General features: G+C 33.9%; 13 protein-coding genes. 6 read left to right on the top strand and 7 right to left on the bottom strand.

What is annotated here, in order from left to right; genetic code table 11:
- Position 1: 1 nt before the first annotated feature.
- Both kbl and BUE95_RS04655 read right to left on the bottom strand, forming a co-directional pair.
- Positions 2–1,198, bottom strand: coding sequence for a glycine C-acetyltransferase (gene kbl / locus BUE95_RS04660; RefSeq protein WP_073581881.1), 1,197 nt, complete (start codon positions 1,196–1,198; stop codon positions 2–4).
- A gap of 42 nt (positions 1,199–1,240) precedes the next feature.
- Positions 1,241–4,414, bottom strand: coding sequence for a UvrD-helicase domain-containing protein (locus tag BUE95_RS04655; protein ID WP_073581879.1), 3,174 nt, complete (start codon positions 4,412–4,414; stop codon positions 1,241–1,243).
- Positions 4,415–4,521: 107 nt separating this feature from the next.
- Here BUE95_RS04655 and BUE95_RS04650 point away from each other — a divergent pair, with 107 nt between their 5' ends.
- Complete coding sequence (locus tag BUE95_RS04650; RefSeq protein WP_073581877.1) at positions 4,522–5,127, top strand: superoxide dismutase; 606 nt, start codon at positions 4,522–4,524, stop codon at positions 5,125–5,127.
- Between the two features lie 428 nt (positions 5,128–5,555).
- Here the strand turns inward: BUE95_RS04650 and BUE95_RS04645 are convergent, their stop codons facing one another.
- The 4 genes from BUE95_RS04645 to purN all read right to left on the bottom strand — a co-directional run bounded on the left by BUE95_RS04645 (position 5,556) and on the right by purN (position 9,650).
- Positions 5,556–7,454 (bottom strand): amidophosphoribosyltransferase, encoded by a 1,899-nt coding sequence (locus tag BUE95_RS04645; RefSeq protein ID WP_073581875.1) that lies wholly within the window; start codon positions 7,452–7,454, stop codon positions 5,556–5,558.
- Between the two features lie 132 nt (positions 7,455–7,586).
- On the bottom strand, positions 7,587–8,516 hold the full coding sequence (locus BUE95_RS04640) for a PfkB family carbohydrate kinase (RefSeq protein ID WP_073581873.1): 930 nt from the start codon (positions 8,514–8,516) through the stop codon (positions 7,587–7,589).
- Between the two features lie 79 nt (positions 8,517–8,595).
- Positions 8,596–9,075 (bottom strand): ribonuclease HI, encoded by a 480-nt coding sequence (rnhA, locus tag BUE95_RS04635; protein ID WP_073581871.1) that lies wholly within the window; start codon positions 9,073–9,075, stop codon positions 8,596–8,598.
- 11 nt (positions 9,076–9,086) lie between these two features.
- Positions 9,087–9,650, bottom strand: coding sequence for a phosphoribosylglycinamide formyltransferase (gene purN, locus BUE95_RS04630; protein ID WP_073581869.1), 564 nt, complete (start codon positions 9,648–9,650; stop codon positions 9,087–9,089).
- Between the two features lie 174 nt (positions 9,651–9,824).
- Between purN and BUE95_RS04625 the strand changes: the two genes are divergently transcribed.
- From BUE95_RS04625 to pyk, 5 genes are all read left to right on the top strand, one after another.
- Positions 9,825–10,061 carry an acyl carrier protein gene (locus BUE95_RS04625; protein ID WP_007137004.1) on the top strand — a complete coding sequence of 79 codons (237 nt, stop codon included), beginning with the start codon at positions 9,825–9,827 and terminating at the stop codon, positions 10,059–10,061.
- 175 nt (positions 10,062–10,236) lie between these two features.
- Entirely contained in the window at positions 10,237–11,490 is a 1,254-nt protein-coding gene (gene fabF, locus BUE95_RS04620; RefSeq protein ID WP_073581867.1) for a beta-ketoacyl-ACP synthase II, read from the top strand.
- A 2-nt stretch (positions 11,491–11,492) separates the two neighbouring features.
- Positions 11,493–12,236 carry a ribonuclease III gene (gene rnc, locus BUE95_RS04615; protein ID WP_073581865.1) on the top strand — a complete coding sequence of 248 codons (744 nt, stop codon included), beginning with the start codon at positions 11,493–11,495 and terminating at the stop codon, positions 12,234–12,236.
- 102 nt (positions 12,237–12,338) lie between these two features.
- Complete coding sequence (locus tag BUE95_RS04610; protein ID WP_073581863.1) at positions 12,339–12,812, top strand: IPExxxVDY family protein; 474 nt, start codon at positions 12,339–12,341, stop codon at positions 12,810–12,812.
- A gap of 5 nt (positions 12,813–12,817) precedes the next feature.
- Positions 12,818–14,248: a pyruvate kinase gene (gene pyk / locus BUE95_RS04605; RefSeq protein ID WP_073581861.1), complete on the top strand. Its 1,431-nt coding sequence runs from the start codon at positions 12,818–12,820 to the stop codon at positions 14,246–14,248.
- A gap of 66 nt (positions 14,249–14,314) precedes the next feature.
- Here pyk and BUE95_RS04600 read toward each other — a convergent pair whose 3' ends face one another.
- Positions 14,315–14,830, bottom strand: coding sequence for a PAS domain-containing protein (locus BUE95_RS04600; protein ID WP_073582444.1), 516 nt, complete (start codon positions 14,828–14,830; stop codon positions 14,315–14,317).
- Positions 14,831–14,937: the final 107 nt, after the last annotated feature.

The following is a 14,937-nucleotide window of genomic DNA, read 5'->3' as shown; positions in this document are numbered from 1 at the left end:
TTTACTTGATTATTCCTAATTTTTTGGCCACTTCTGTAAAAGCATCTATAGCTTTATCCAAATGTTCTTGTGTATGTGCAGCTGATAATTGTACACGAATACGTGCTTTATCTTTAGGAACTACTGGGAAGAAAAATCCTATAACATAGATCCCTTTTTTTAACAATTCTTCCGCCATTACTTGCGATAATTTGGCATCATATAGCATAACTGGCACAATTGCTGAGTCACCATCGATAAAATCAATACCTGCTTTTCTTAATCCTGCTTTGAAATAATTCGTGTTCCATTCTAACTTATCTCTTAGTGTCGTATCTTTTTCTAATAATTCAAAAACTTTTAATGAAGCTCCTACAATTGAAGGCGCTAATGAATTTGAAAACAAATACGGACGAGAACGTTGACGTAATATTTCAATAATTTCTTTTTTAGCTGTTGTATAACCACCCATAGCACCACCAAGCGCTTTTCCTAAGGTACCTGTTATAATATCTACTCTTCCCATCACACCTTTAGCTTCTAGTGTTCCTTTTCCTGTAGCACCAATGAAACCCGCAGCATGACATTCATCCACCATTACTAATGCATCATATTTATCAGCCAAGTCACAAATTTTATCTAATGGCGCTACCAAGCCGTCCATTGAAAACACTCCATCCGTAACGATTAATTTAAAACGATGACCAGCTTCAGTTGCTTTGATTAACTGTTGTTCTAAATCTTCCATGTTATTGTTTTCGTAACGATAGCGCGCGGCTTTACATAAACGAACGCCATCAATGATAGAGGCGTGATTCAATGAATCAGAAATAATACAATCTTCTTCTCCCAACAAAGGTTCGAAAACGCCTCCATTCGCATCAAATGCCGCCGCATATAAAATGGTATCCTCAGTTCCGTAGAAATCAGCGATCTTTTTCTCTAATTCTTTGTGAATATCTTGAGTTCCACAAATAAAACGCACAGAAGACATTCCGAAACCATGAGAATCCAAAGCATCTTTTGCCGCTTGAACCACTTCTGGATGTGATGATAATCCTAAATAATTATTCGCGCAAAAATTCAGAACTGTTTCTCCTGTCGAAATTGTAATTTCTGCTCCTTGAGGTGAAGTAATAATGCGCTCTTTTTTAAACAATCCGTTTTCTTGAATCGTATTTAATTCGTTTTGTAGGTGTTGTTGAATTTTTCCGTACATAATATGTTTGTTGTTAATAATTCATTTTTCATTGTTATAAAGTCACAAAGTTACTACTTCTACACTTTCGCTTATATATATGAGCGTTTTTTTTGCAACTCTAAAATTCATTTCTTGCAAAGCCAATTCATACGCTTCCAATTGTACTTTGTGTCTGTTGTGTTTTTCTCCTGTTTTATAATCTAATAAACAGGCAACATTATCTTTAACTACAATCCTATCAGGTTTAATGGTTTTTGCTGCTCTCTTGATAATATTTTGCTCATTAAACACCTTAACATTTGATTCAAAATACTCTTTTAATTCGGGATGAGCTACAATTTTTTGTATCATTTCTTTGAAAACTTGTTGTTGCGAATAAATAATCAATCCCATTTCCATTGCCTTTTGAATAGCCAAATCCACATCGTCCTTCGTATGAATAAACGCCATGATTTCATGGAGAATATTACCAAAAGTAATCGCATCTTGTTGCACCGTTCCCCACATTAAAGCTTCACGTTGCGCAATTTTGATGTTTTTGGGATTTAATTTATGCGAAACAATGCCGATTTGATTGTGATTTCCTTCGTGAGATTTGTTCTTTGAAATTCTATTTGGATTTCCGAATTCGTATTCTGATTTGGTTTCTTCATATTTACCTATATTTTGCAAAAACTCTAGAAAATAGTAAGATAAATTATTCGTAACCAAATCTCCTTTTTTAGTTTTTAGTTTATTTGAAATCACATACAATTGCTCTTCGGCACGCGTTAGCGCCACGTATAAAACGTTAATTGTATCTAGAACTTCTTCTTGATTTTTAGTTTGGAAAATAGCTTTTGCTTCGTTTCCATAACTTTCCACTTCTTTTTTATTGTTGATAAGCGCTTTTGGAAAATTCACATTCGCATCTTCTAACGGAATCCACAATTTGTCTTTTGGTTTGCTTGAAAAATTCTCTTCGGCAAACGGAAAAATCACTACTGGAAACTCCAAACCTTTCGATTTATGAATCGTCATGATGCGAACGGCATTTGTTCCTTCTGGTGAAGGAATACTTTTTTGATAACCAATTTTATCCCAATACTCCAAGAAATCAGCAATACTCGATTGCACTTTCACATCTTTTTCTAAAACTAAATCCAAGAAATATTGCAAATACGAAGTATTCACTTTATAATTTAAAAAAGTTGCAATTAAAATTTCAACCGCTTCATACAGCGATTTTTTCTTGCAATTTTTAAACGAAATTTCAATTCCGAAAGTTTTCAGAAACGATTCTAACTCTTCCGAATTTATATCCTTTGTAGCCAAGATGAAATCATGAATCTCTAATTCTGATTGCAAATATCTCGCAATGAAATACAAGAAATAGACTTTTGATTCATCGTCTTTGGGGTTTTTCAAATAGCGAAGCAACGCAATCAACAACTTTACTTCAGTAGCATTTTGAATCAATAAAGTTTCCGAAGACAAAATTGGAACGCTGTTTTCGGTTAAGAAATTCGCCAACTTGATTCCAGGGGCTTTAGTTCGCGTAAGCAAAACAATGTCTTTGTATTCAAATCCGTTGGCGATACATTTTTCAATGGTTCGCAACGTTTGATTCAAGTAAAATTTATCTTTTACCGAAATCGAATCATTATCCGAATCAAAACCTTCAACTTCAGTTTCGTCTTCTGGCACTTCGATGAAGGATAAATTCACATAACCCCCAATTTTAGAATTGATTTCCTGATACGAAAGATTTTCGTAGAGATTTCTGTAATCTGGATTTTCGAATTTATCGGATAATTGCTTGAAAAACGCATTATTAAACTGAATAACTTCTGAATAACTGCGGTAATTTGTACCCAAACGAAGCGTTTCTTTGTCTTTATTAGAAAACGGATTGTGCTTTTTATCTTCCTTGGCTAAATCGATAAATTGTTCGGCTTTCCCACCACGCCAACGATAAATCGCTTGTTTTGGATCACCAACCAACATCAACGTTCCTTCCTGACCAAAATCGTCTTGACCTGACAAAGCATTATCGATTAAAGGAATCAAATTTTGCCATTGCATTACCGAGGTGTCTTGAAATTCATCAATAAAATAATGACGGTACTTTTCGCCCAAACGCTCATAAATAAAAGGTGCGGGCTGATTTTGTATTTCATTGTGAATGATTTTATTGAAATCGGAAATCGAAACTAAATTTTGCTCTTCCTGAATTTGTTTGAATTCTTGATAAATCGTGTTTAATAAAGACAAAGGATTCAAATTTTGCAGAAAAGCTTCATACATAGCTACTTTTCCTAACTTATCGTAAATCGATTTTAATTGATATATAATTTCATCGATTATCGATTCAATAACAGCAACATCTTTAGCAGATTTTAAAACCTTAATATCATCAGGAGCAAAATATTTTTTTTGGGTGTCTTTCAGTTGATTTGACTCAATATTATTCAAATGATCATTAAAATACTTTGGAAAAGAACTTAAACTCGCCCCATTTGATTCGATAAAATGTTTGATTTTTTTTCCGGCTTTACTGGTTTCGGCTTTTAATTGTTTAATTTCATCTTGTACCTTCTTTTTTACGATTCCGAAATCATCCAAACTTTTATCTGCCATTTCTTTGATTTCATCCGAATTGTTTTCGTTCGTAATCAATTGGGCAACCTTTAACAATTCGGCTGAAATATCCCAATTTTTATCATCATCGGTTTTTTCTTTTGAAAATTCGATTAGTAATTTGGTTAAATTCGGATCATCACCCGCTTTAGAAATCACTAAATCAATTGCTTCTTGTAATAAGGAATCGGTTTCCAAAGACACTTCAAAATTCGGGGGTAAATTCAAATCTTGAGCAAAGGTTCGGATGACTTTGTGCGTGAATTTATCAATTGTTGAAATATCAAACGCCGCATAATTGTGAATGATATTTTTGATAATCCCTTTTGATTTATCTTTTAAAGTAGTGATACTTAATTTAGTTTCCGAAGCAACATCTTTTAACAATTCCATTGCTTTATCCGATGTATTATCCAATGAAAATTGGTACAAACTCGACACAATTCGGGTTTTCATTTCTTCTACCGCTTTATTGGTAAAAGTGATGGCTAGAATTTTTCGATAAGCATCATCATTCGTCGCCAAAAAAAGAATTTTTAAATATTCTTTCGTTAGTGTATAGGTTTTTCCGGAGCCAGCCGAAGCGTCGTATATGGTGAAAGCGGTTGTTTTCAAATGTTATATTTATCTTAATAATAGTGGTATAAAAACTATCTATTTTTGAATCCGAAGTTTAATTTGTAAATTTGGTGAAAATATTATTAATCTAAAAATTAAATATTATGGCTTTTGAATTACCACAATTACCTTATGCTTACGATGCATTAGAACCACATATTGACGCTAGAACAATGGAAATCCACCATTCTAAACATCACAACGCTTATGTAACCAACTTAAATGCTGCAATTGCAGGAACAGATTTAGAAGGAAAATCTATTGAAGATTTGATGAAAAATTTAGACATGAACAATATGCCAGTTCGTAACAATGGTGGTGGACATTATAACCACACTATGTTTTGGGAAATTATGTCACCAAACGGTGGTGGTTTACCAACAGGTGAATTAGCTACTGCTGTCGACGCAGCCTTTGGTTCATTTGATGCTTTCAAAGCTGAATTTGCTAAAGCAGGAGCTACTCGTTTTGGTTCAGGATGGGCTTGGTTGTGTGTGAAAGATGGAAAATTAGAAGTTTGCTCTACTCCTAACCAAGACAATCCATTAATGCCAGGTGTTGCTTGTGGTGGACAACCAATTTTAGGAATGGATGTTTGGGAACATGCTTACTACTTACACTATCAAAACCGTCGTCCTGATTATATTGAAGCATTCTTTAATGTAATTAACTGGGCTGAAGTTGCAAAACGTTTTGCTGCAGCGAAATAATTTAGAACAAACAAAAATTAAAAAAGGCGAGGATTGAAAAATCTTCGCCTTTTTTATTCTCCAATTTGTTAAAATAAAAAAGGTGAAATTGCTTTCACCCTTTTTGCCCCAAATCTACCATAAAACTTAACCTACTAATTTTTTGGTAATGCTAAAATATATCAAGATATTATGCAAGCATAAAATAATTGTTAAATAGCAAAAAAAACCGATGAATTACAAATTACTAGCACTTCATTCTTAAAAAAACACCACAGAATCAAATATTTATAAAATAAAAAAAGGATGAAATTGCTTTCATCCTTTTTATCCCAAATCTACCATGAAATTCAACCTACTAATTTTCTGGCTAGGCTAAAGTATTGTGAAGTTCTTTTTTACCATAAAAAAATTGTTGAACGAAATAAAAAGTCGATGAAATGCATTTTTTAATAAGCTCGGGCATCCTTCCCTTCATAAAAATTCATAAAAGCTCTGTTAACAACTCGATTTCCTCCATCTGTTGGGTAGTCACCAGTAAAATACCAATCTCCTAAGTTTTTGGGACATGCTTTATGTAAATCTTCCACCGTTTGGTAAATGATTTTTACTTCAGCTTTAGTGTCTTCTGGCGTAAGCATTTCGGCGATTTTATCTGAAATTTCTTGATCAGTGAATGGCGCATAAATTTCTTTTACATAATTCACTACATCTGCATCATTAAAATCTTCTTGTGCTTTCGATTTTTTATAAACCTCTTCTACAATATGATATAAATTACGCTCTTTTAATAATTCTAAGGCCGCTCTAAAAGCTACTAATCCTTCCAATTTCGCCATATCAATTCCGTAACAATCTGGGTAACGGATTTGAGGTGCTGATGAAACTACAACAATTTTCTTTGGATGCAATCGATCCATCATTTTAATGATACTTTGCTTTAAGGTGGTCCCCCTTACAATACTATCATCAATAATTACTAAATTATCAGTAGGCTTTACTACTCCATAAGTAACATCATAAACGTGAGCTACTAAATCGTCACGGCTACTATCCTCGGTAATAAACGTTCTTAGTTTCGCATCTTTAATCGCAATTTTCTCTGTTCTAATTTTTACTGAAAGTAATTCTTTCAGAGTATCTTCCGTCAACGTATCTTTTTGCTCGATAATCATTTTGGCTTTTCGCTGATTTAAGAAATCTTGAGCCGCTTCTGACATTCCGTAAAAAGAAGTTTCTGCGGTATTTGGAATAAAGGAAAAAACGGTATTATCAGTATCGTTATCGATTGCTTTCAAAACACTTGGAAAAATTAATCTTCCTAATTCTTTTCGTTCCTTGTAAATCTCGGCATCACTTCCGCGTGAGAAATAAATACGCTCAAAAGAACAGGCTTTTTTAATCAATGGCGTTCTAACTTCTTCAATAGAAACTTTACCACTCTTCTTAATGATAATAGCGCTTCCCGGATTTAACTCTTGTACTTTGTCAAATCCAACATTGAAAACCGTTTGAATTACAGGACGTTCCGAAGCTACGACTACAATTTCATCATCGTCATAAAAGAATGCGGGACGAATTCCAGCAGGATCACGCATTACAAATGAATCCCCATGCCCTAATAAACCAGCCATTGCATAACCACCATCCCAATTACGAGAGGCACGCTCCAGAATACGTTGAATGTTTAATCTATCTCCTATAATAGGAGAAGCCTCTTTTTTAGAATAACCTTCATTTTTACATTCTTTATACAAATGTGTCACCTCATCATCTAAAAAATGACCTATTTTCTCCATTACAGTAACAGTGTCGGCCATTTGTTTAGGATGTTGACCTAAATCGATAAGATTTTGAAATAATTCTTTAACATTGGTCATGTTGAAGTTTCCCGCTACAATAAGATTACGATGCATCCAATTGTTTTGACGTAAAAAGGGATGTACACTTTCGATGCTGTTTTTACCAAAAGTTCCGTAACGAACATGTCCTAAAAACACTTCCCCTACATAGGGAATATTTTGTTTTTGAAGCGCCACATTGTTTTGATATTCAGGATGCGCTTCTAACTCACCACTGATACGCTCGTTGATTTGAGCAAAAATATCTTTAATCGGTTGCGGATCGTTGGAACGAATACGACTGATATAGCGCTCCCCTGGATTTACATCTAATTTAATACTGGCTAATCCAGCTCCATCTTGACCACGGTTGTGTTGCTTTTCCATTAACAAGTACATTTTTTGTACGCCATAGAAAGCTGTTCCGTATTTTTCTTTGTAGAATTCTAACGGTTTTTTTAATCGCAGTAGTGCAATTCCACATTCGTGTTTGATTGCGTCACTCATAAGTAGTTGTGTTGTTGTAGGTTGTTGTATTTTTCTTTTAACACATAGATTCACAGAAAATTAAACTAGGCATCTATGAATTGTATATTTATTTTTCAAACAAAAAATGCCCCGAAATTTCGAGGCACGTTTTTATTCTTCTAATTCGATTTCAAATTGCGTTAAGGCTTTGAATTGTTTCAAACGCACATTCACTTCTTTTTTATCTAAATTTTCCATTCTTTCTGTTCCAAATTTCTCGACACAGAAAGAAGCTAAGTTAGAACCATAAATGATCGCATTCTTCAAATTGTCAAACGAAATATTTTCTGATTGTGCAATGTAACCTGCAAAACCACCTGCAAAAGTATCTCCTGCTCCTGTTGGATCAAACACTTCTTCTAAAGGTAATGCTGGAGCAAAGAAAACCTCATTCTTATGAAACAATAACGCTCCGTGCTCTCCTTTTTTAATGACCACATATTTTGGTCCCATTGTGTGAATTTTAGCTGCTGCTTTTACCAAAGAATATTCTCCTGATAACTGACGTGCTTCTTCATCGTTGATAGTAATTACGTCTACACGTTTGATAACGTCTAATAATTCTGGCAAAGCACAATCCATCCAAAAGTTCATCGTATCTAAAACGACTAATTTTGGTTGTTCTGTCATTTGGTTTAAAACGCCTGATTGAACTATTGGGTGCAAGTTTCCTAATAAAACTACATCCGAATTTTTATACGCTTGTGGCACTACTGGATTAAAATCCGCCAAAACGTTTAATTCGGTTACTAAAGTGTCGCGAGAATTTAAATCGTTGTGGTATTTTCCACTCCAAAAGAAGGTTTTTCCACCTTTTACGATTTCGATTCCTTCTATATTTACTCCTTTGCTTTCTAATAAATCTAAATATTCCTTTGGGAAATCTTCACCAACCACAGAAACTACTGCTGCATCTACATTAAAAAAGTTAGACGCTAAACCAATGTAAGTCGCGGCTCCTCCTAAAATTTTATCTGTTTTTCCGAAAGGCGTTTCAATAGCATCAAAAGCTACTGTTCCTACTATTAATAGTTTGTTCATTAAATTGAATTTGAAATATGGTGCAAAGATAAGTTTTTGTTTAGAAGTTTAAAAGTTTATGTATTTAAAAGTTAACACACTACAACAACTTCCCTTCTTCTCTCTCATAAAACTCATCAATTGATAATTTTTCTTGTTGGGAAGCCATAACGGCTAATGCATCACAACGTTCGTTTTGAGAATGACTGTTGTGTCCTTTTACCCATTGAAAATCGACTTGATGTTTGCGGTACACTTTTAAGAAACGCATCCATAAATCGGGGTTTTTCTTAGCTTTGAAGTTGATTTTTTCCCATTGAAATACCCAACGCTTTTCTACAGAATCTACTACATATTTCGAATCGGAAACAACTAAAACTTTGGTTTTTGGATTTTTTAATTTCTCTAAACCTACGATTACGGCTAACAATTCCATTCTATTATTGGTCGACAATCGGAAACCTTCGTAAAATTCTTTTTTATAGGGTGTTCCCACCATTTCCATCACCACGCCATAACCAGCCGGACCAGGATTTCCCTTGGCGGCGCCGTCTGTGTATATGTGGACTTCGTGACTCAAGTAAAAAGTGATTAGTGATTAGTGATTAGCTTTCCAATTACCTCAGGGAAATATTGATGTTCTAATTCGTGGATTTTATGCGCAATTTCTTCCGCGGTTTTGCAATCTTCTATGTTTACTGATTTTTGAAAAATAAACTCCCCTTCATCGTAATGTTCGTTTACATAATGAATGGTGATTCCGGTTTCTTTTTCTTTATTTTCTAAGACAGCTTGATGCACATTCATCCCATACATCCCTTTTCCTCCGTATTTTGGTAATAAGGCAGGATGAATATTGATTACTTTTGGGTATTCCTTTAATATAGATTCGGGAAATTTTAGTAGAAATCCGGCTAAAACAATTAAATCTGGCTGATATTCATGAAGTTGTTGTAAGACAAAACTTTCATTTAGTTGTGTTTTATTAAAAACAACTGCTGGAATTTGATGGTTTTTCGCCCTATCCAACACTTTTGCATTTGGATTATTTGAAAAGACAGCAACGACCATTGCCTCACTAGAACTTTTAAAATATTGAATAATCTTTTCGGCATTAGACCCACTACCAGAAGCAAAAATCACTATCTTTTTCATAAATATTAGAATAATTTCGATACAAAAAAAGGAATAAATATTGGTAAAAAACAGAAAAATAACGTCTTTGTGAATTATTTTTTTTATTTTCGTAGTCAGTTTTAGTAACAAAAATGTTGTTTTAAAATAAAGTTTTTTATTTTTGCCAACAAATTAAATTAAAAATTAAAGATTATGTCAGACATTGCATCAAGAGTAAAAGCGATTATCGTAGACAAATTAGGTGTTGACGAAAACGAAGTTGTAACAGAAGCAAGCTTCACTAACGATTTAGGAGCTGATTCATTAGACACTGTTGAGCTTATTATGGAGTTCGAAAAAGAATTTGATATCCAAATTCCAGACGACCAAGCTGAAAACATTGCTACTGTAGGTCAAGCTATTTCTTACATTGAAGAAGCTAAAAAATAATAAATTAAACTCCCGTGTGCTTTATTAGTATACGGGTTTTTATTATTTTAAAGAAAATTAGACTATTTTTGATTGAATTTCAATCACAATATATTGAAATACCCTTGTCTCTTTACTCATAAATTAAAGAAAACACGGGTATTATTTGTTTAAACGATTTTTTAAAAATTAGAATATGCAATTAAAGCGTGTTGTTGTAACAGGTCTTGGAGCGTTAACGCCTATCGGAAATACTCTTCAAGAATATTGGGACGGTCTTGTGAACGGAAAAAGTGGCGCTGCCCCTATTACTTATTACGATACTGAAAAGCATAAAACCAAATTTGCTTGTGAAATTAAAAATTTCAATGTAGAAGATTTTATTGACAAGAAAGAGGTTCGCAGAATGGATAAGTTTGCTCAATATGCTATTGTTGCCAGTGACGAAGCCATTAAAGATGCTGGTATTACCTTAGAAAATGTAAATAAACATAGAGTTGGAGTTATTTGGGGAGCGGGTATTGGAGGTTTACAAACTTTCCAAGACGAAGTAATGAATTATGCCGCTGGTGATGGAACACCGCGTTTTAATCCATTCTTTATTCCTAAAATGATTGCAGATATTGCTCCTGGACATATTTCAATGCGAAATGGTTTCATGGGACCAAACTATACTACGGTTTCTGCATGTGCTTCTTCGGCTAATGCCTTAGTAGATGCATTCAACTACATTCGTTTAGGAATGTGCGACGTAATTGTTTCAGGTGGTTCTGAAGCTGCTGTAACTATTGCAGGTATGGGCGGATTTAACTCAATGCAAGCTTTATCAACTAGAAACGAAAGTCCTGAAACAGCTTCAAGACCATTTGATGCTACTCGTGATGGATTCGTTCTGGGCGAAGGTGCCGGTGCTTTAGTATTAGAAGAGTACGAACATGCGATCGCTCGTGGTGCTAAAATCTACTGTGAAGTAGGCGGAGGTGGTTTATCTTCAGATGCATATCACTTAACCGCTCCACATCCTGAAGGAATTGGAGTTATTGCCGTAATGGAAAACTGTTTACGTGACGCTGGAATGAAGCCAGAAGATGTAGACCACATTAATACACACGGAACTTCAACACCGCTTGGAGATGTTGCCGAATTAAAAGCAATTAAAGCTGTTTTTGGTGATCATGCTAAAAACATCAACATTAATTCTACAAAATCGATGACAGGTCACTTACTTGGTGCTGCTGGCGCTATTGAAGCAATAGCTTCAATCTTAGCAATGCAAAACGGAATTGTACCTCCAACGATTAACCATACCACTGTAGACGAAAACATTGATCCATCGTTAAACTTAACTTTAAACAAAGCGCAAAAACGCGAAATTAAAGTGGCTATGAGTAATACTTTTGGTTTTGGTGGACATAACGCTTGTGTTTTATTCAAAAAATTTGAAAACTAAACATGCGTCGTTTACTTAATAAAATACGAAAAAACTCCCGTTCTCAAGAAGACGGGATTTTTTTTGAAAAAATTTCCAAAATACTTGGTTTTCAACCTAAAGAATTAAAATACTACCAAAAAGCATTTACACATCGTTCAGCTAATAAGGTAGATGAAAATGGGAATCCATTCAATTATGAACGTTTAGAATTCCTTGGTGATGCTATGTTAGGAAGTGTTATCGCTGCTCATTTGTACAACGAAGTTCCTTCAGGAGACGAAGGTTATTTGACAAAAATGCGTTCGAAAATTGTCAGTAGAGAACATTTGAACGAACTTGGTCGTGATTTTAATTTATTACAATTTGTTGACAGCAAAGTCAACTCAAGCCAATTTGGAGAAAACATTCATGGCAATTTGTTTGAAGCATTTATCGGGGCTATTTACTTAGACAAAGGCTTTTCCTATTGCGAAAAATTTATCCAAAACAAGATCATTAAACAATATGTAGACATTGCCAAACTAGAAGGTAAAGTAATCAGTTACAAAAGTTTAATCATCGAATGGTGCCAAAAAGAAAAAACTCCTTTCGCTTTTGATTTTATTGAAGATAACGGACAAGAAGGACAAAAATATTTTAGTGTTAAGCTATCAATCGACAATAAAATTATTGCTAAAGCCAGAGCAACTTCCAAGAAAAAAGCAGAGGAAAAAGTTGCACAAAGAGCCTATTTTGTTTTTCAAGAAAAAATAACAAAAAAATAACCCGCTACTCAAACGTTTGCGTTTATAAATTAACGTTAAGAACTATCAAATGGATAGTTTTTAACGTTTTTTAGCCTTATATTTACGACTTAATTTTGGAAAATGGCAATCCATAAAATTCAAATAAACGATTTTATTTCAGATGATTATGAATTAATCGCCATACATTCATCTTTAGAAGATTTCAAATTAGCGTATCGTCTTAACAAGGAATTAGGTCTTCAATTACAAAAAAACAACAACCACATTGAAATTGCTATTCCAGAAGGAAAAAGCGCCTTTGAAAACTTTACTTTTGATGATAAAAAAAACGATATTATTTGGACCTTAATCGAGAATAAAACTACAATTATTGATTCAAACAACCAAAGAAGTTCTCTTTTTGAAGAGGTTGATATTACCGTCTTTTTACTTCCAGAATATAAAAAAGCAGATTACTTGATTAAAATTGAAAATATTGATTATGGATTCGACACTGATATCATAATTGATAAAATAATAAAAATCAAAAAAATTACAACTGCTTACTCAGTTGACACAACAAACTTAAAATCAAGAAATAATTTAATTTTTTAATTAAAATGCCGACAAACAAAAAAACTAAAATTGTAGCTACACTAGGACCTGCTTGTAGTACAAAAGAAGTACTTAAAAATATGGTAGATGCAGGAGTCAATGTGTTTCGAATTAATTTTTCTCATGCCGATTATACCGACGTTAGCGCTCGTATTGATATGATTAGAGAGCTTAACGACGAGTTTGGTTATACCACTTCTATTTTAGCCGATTTACAAGGTCCAAAATTACGTGTAGGCGTAATGAAAGAAGATGTAGTAGTAAGCAAAGGAGATAAAATCACCTTTACTACCGCAGAGGACATCTTAGGTACTGCTGAACGTGTATACATGAACTACAAAGAGTTTCCAAAAGACGTAAATCCTGGAGAAAGAATCTTATTAGACGATGGAAAACTAATTTTTGAAGTTACCAAAACCGATAAAAAAACCGAAGTTGAAGCAGTTGTAGTCCAAGGAGGACCTCTAAAATCAAAAAAAGGAGTAAACTTACCTAACACTAAAGTTTCACTCCCTGCATTGACAGAAAAAGACATTAAAGATGCGCTTTTTGCAATTGAAAACAAAGTAGACTGGATCGCGCTATCATTCGTGAGAACTCCTAAAGACTTAGAGGAATTACAAGATTTAATTGCTAAACATTCCGATCATAAAATTCCAATTATTGCCAAAATTGAAAAACCAGAAGCAGTAGAAAACATAGATAAAATTGTTGCCTTTTGCGATGGTTTAATGGTAGCTCGTGGTGATTTAGGAGTAGAAGTTCCTGCAGAAGAAGTTCCACTAATTCAAAAGAAACTGATTCACAGAGCAAAAACAGCTCGTATCCCAGTAATCGTTGCCACGCAAATGATGGAAACGATGATTACTTCTTTGACTCCTACTCGTGCCGAAGTAAATGATGTTGCAAACTCGGTAATGGATGGTGCTGATGCAGTTATGCTTTCTGGTGAAACATCTGTAGGAAACTATCCTGTAGAAGTCATTCAAACCATGACTCGCATTATAGAAAGTGTTGAAGATTCTCCGCTTATCAAAGTTCCTTTGATGCAACCTCACGTAAGAACAAAACGTTTTATCACCAAGTCGATTTGCTATCATGCCGCAATAATGGCCGATGCAATCAACGCTAAGGCAATTACCACATTAACAAATTCTGGTTATACAGCTTTTCAAATATCAGCTTGGCGACCAAAATCACATATTCTAGTATTTACCTCAAACCGTAGAATTTTAACGCAACTAAACCTTCTTTGGGGCGTTAGAGCCTACTTCTATGACAAACTAGTGAGTACTGATGACACTATTGAAGATATTAATACTATTTGTCAAGAGAAAAAATACGTAAGCAAAGGGGACATGCTTATTAATTTAGCCGCTATGCCCGTAATAGAAAAAGGAATGGTTAATACATTACGCGTCTCTGAAATCGCATAATAAAGAAGCTTTAAATTAGAAAAAAGAGGACTAGCAATTGTGTTAGTCCTCTTTTTTATAGTATTTCTAAGCTGCTATTTTTTCAAAAGCTATAAAATTAGTTACTTCTCCTTTGTGATTGAAAATAGGAAATCCTTTAATATGGCATTTGTACAAAGAACCATCTTTGCAATAGTTGATAACATTTTTTTCAAAGGGTTCTTTATTCAAGACAGCTTGTCTAATTTCATTACTAACTTGTAAATCCGTTGCAGCCCCTTGGAACATTTTAGGAGATTTACCAATTACCTCATCGACCTCATAACCGTTCATTTTTTGAATATTCTTACTAGCAAAAACAATTTTTAATTTGGCATCAGTAACTACTATAACGGTTTCTTCCTGTAAACTTTCCTTAAAATCCCACATTGATTTCCACTGGTTTTTACTAGCAATTTGATGCAAAGAATGAACATCTAAAAGCAACATATTGGTTTGAAAAAAAATTTGAGAATAAATATCCCAAGCCACCAAAGGCATCGATTTAATTGAAGCATTCTCAAACTGTTTTGCTAACGCAACATCATAAACGTTGAAATCCATAATCTTAATAATTTGGTATAAAACTATAAAGAAAAACAAAGCAACTTTCATTAAAACACAACTTTAACGCTTGTTTAATTCTTAAAAACATGCAAAAAACAGATAAT

The sequence above is a fragment of the Flavobacterium cucumis genome, from assembly GCF_900148835.1.
GTDB classification, from domain to species: Bacteria; Bacteroidota; Bacteroidia; order Flavobacteriales; family Flavobacteriaceae; genus Flavobacterium; species Flavobacterium cucumis.
Note: the sequence above shows the minus strand (reverse complement) of the source record. Positions and strands in the feature narration are given on the sequence as shown.

Excerpts from the sequence above, each read along its gene's own strand:
- fabF (WP_073581867.1), top strand. The coding sequence starts at position 10,237 with ATGCAATTAAAGCGTGTTGTTGTAACAGGTCTTGGAGCGTTAACGCCT.
- BUE95_RS04640 (WP_073581873.1), bottom strand. The coding sequence starts at position 8,516 with ATGAACAAACTATTAATAGTAGGAACAGTAGCTTTTGATGCTATTGAA.
- rnc (WP_073581865.1), top strand. The coding sequence starts at position 11,493 with ATGCGTCGTTTACTTAATAAAATACGAAAAAACTCCCGTTCTCAAGAA.
- purN (WP_073581869.1), bottom strand. The coding sequence starts at position 9,650 with ATGAAAAAGATAGTGATTTTTGCTTCTGGTAGTGGGTCTAATGCCGAA.
- BUE95_RS04645 (WP_073581875.1), bottom strand. The coding sequence starts at position 7,454 with ATGAGTGACGCAATCAAACACGAATGTGGAATTGCACTACTGCGATTA.
- BUE95_RS04650 (WP_073581877.1), top strand. The coding sequence starts at position 4,522 with ATGGCTTTTGAATTACCACAATTACCTTATGCTTACGATGCATTAGAA.
- pyk (WP_073581861.1), top strand. The coding sequence starts at position 12,818 with ATGCCGACAAACAAAAAAACTAAAATTGTAGCTACACTAGGACCTGCT.
- BUE95_RS04625 (WP_007137004.1), top strand. The coding sequence starts at position 9,825 with ATGTCAGACATTGCATCAAGAGTAAAAGCGATTATCGTAGACAAATTA.
- BUE95_RS04600 (WP_073582444.1), bottom strand. The coding sequence starts at position 14,830 with ATGGATTTCAACGTTTATGATGTTGCGTTAGCAAAACAGTTTGAGAAT.
- BUE95_RS04610 (WP_073581863.1), top strand. The coding sequence starts at position 12,339 with ATGGCAATCCATAAAATTCAAATAAACGATTTTATTTCAGATGATTAT.
- kbl (WP_073581881.1), bottom strand. The coding sequence starts at position 1,198 with ATGTACGGAAAAATTCAACAACACCTACAAAACGAATTAAATACGATT.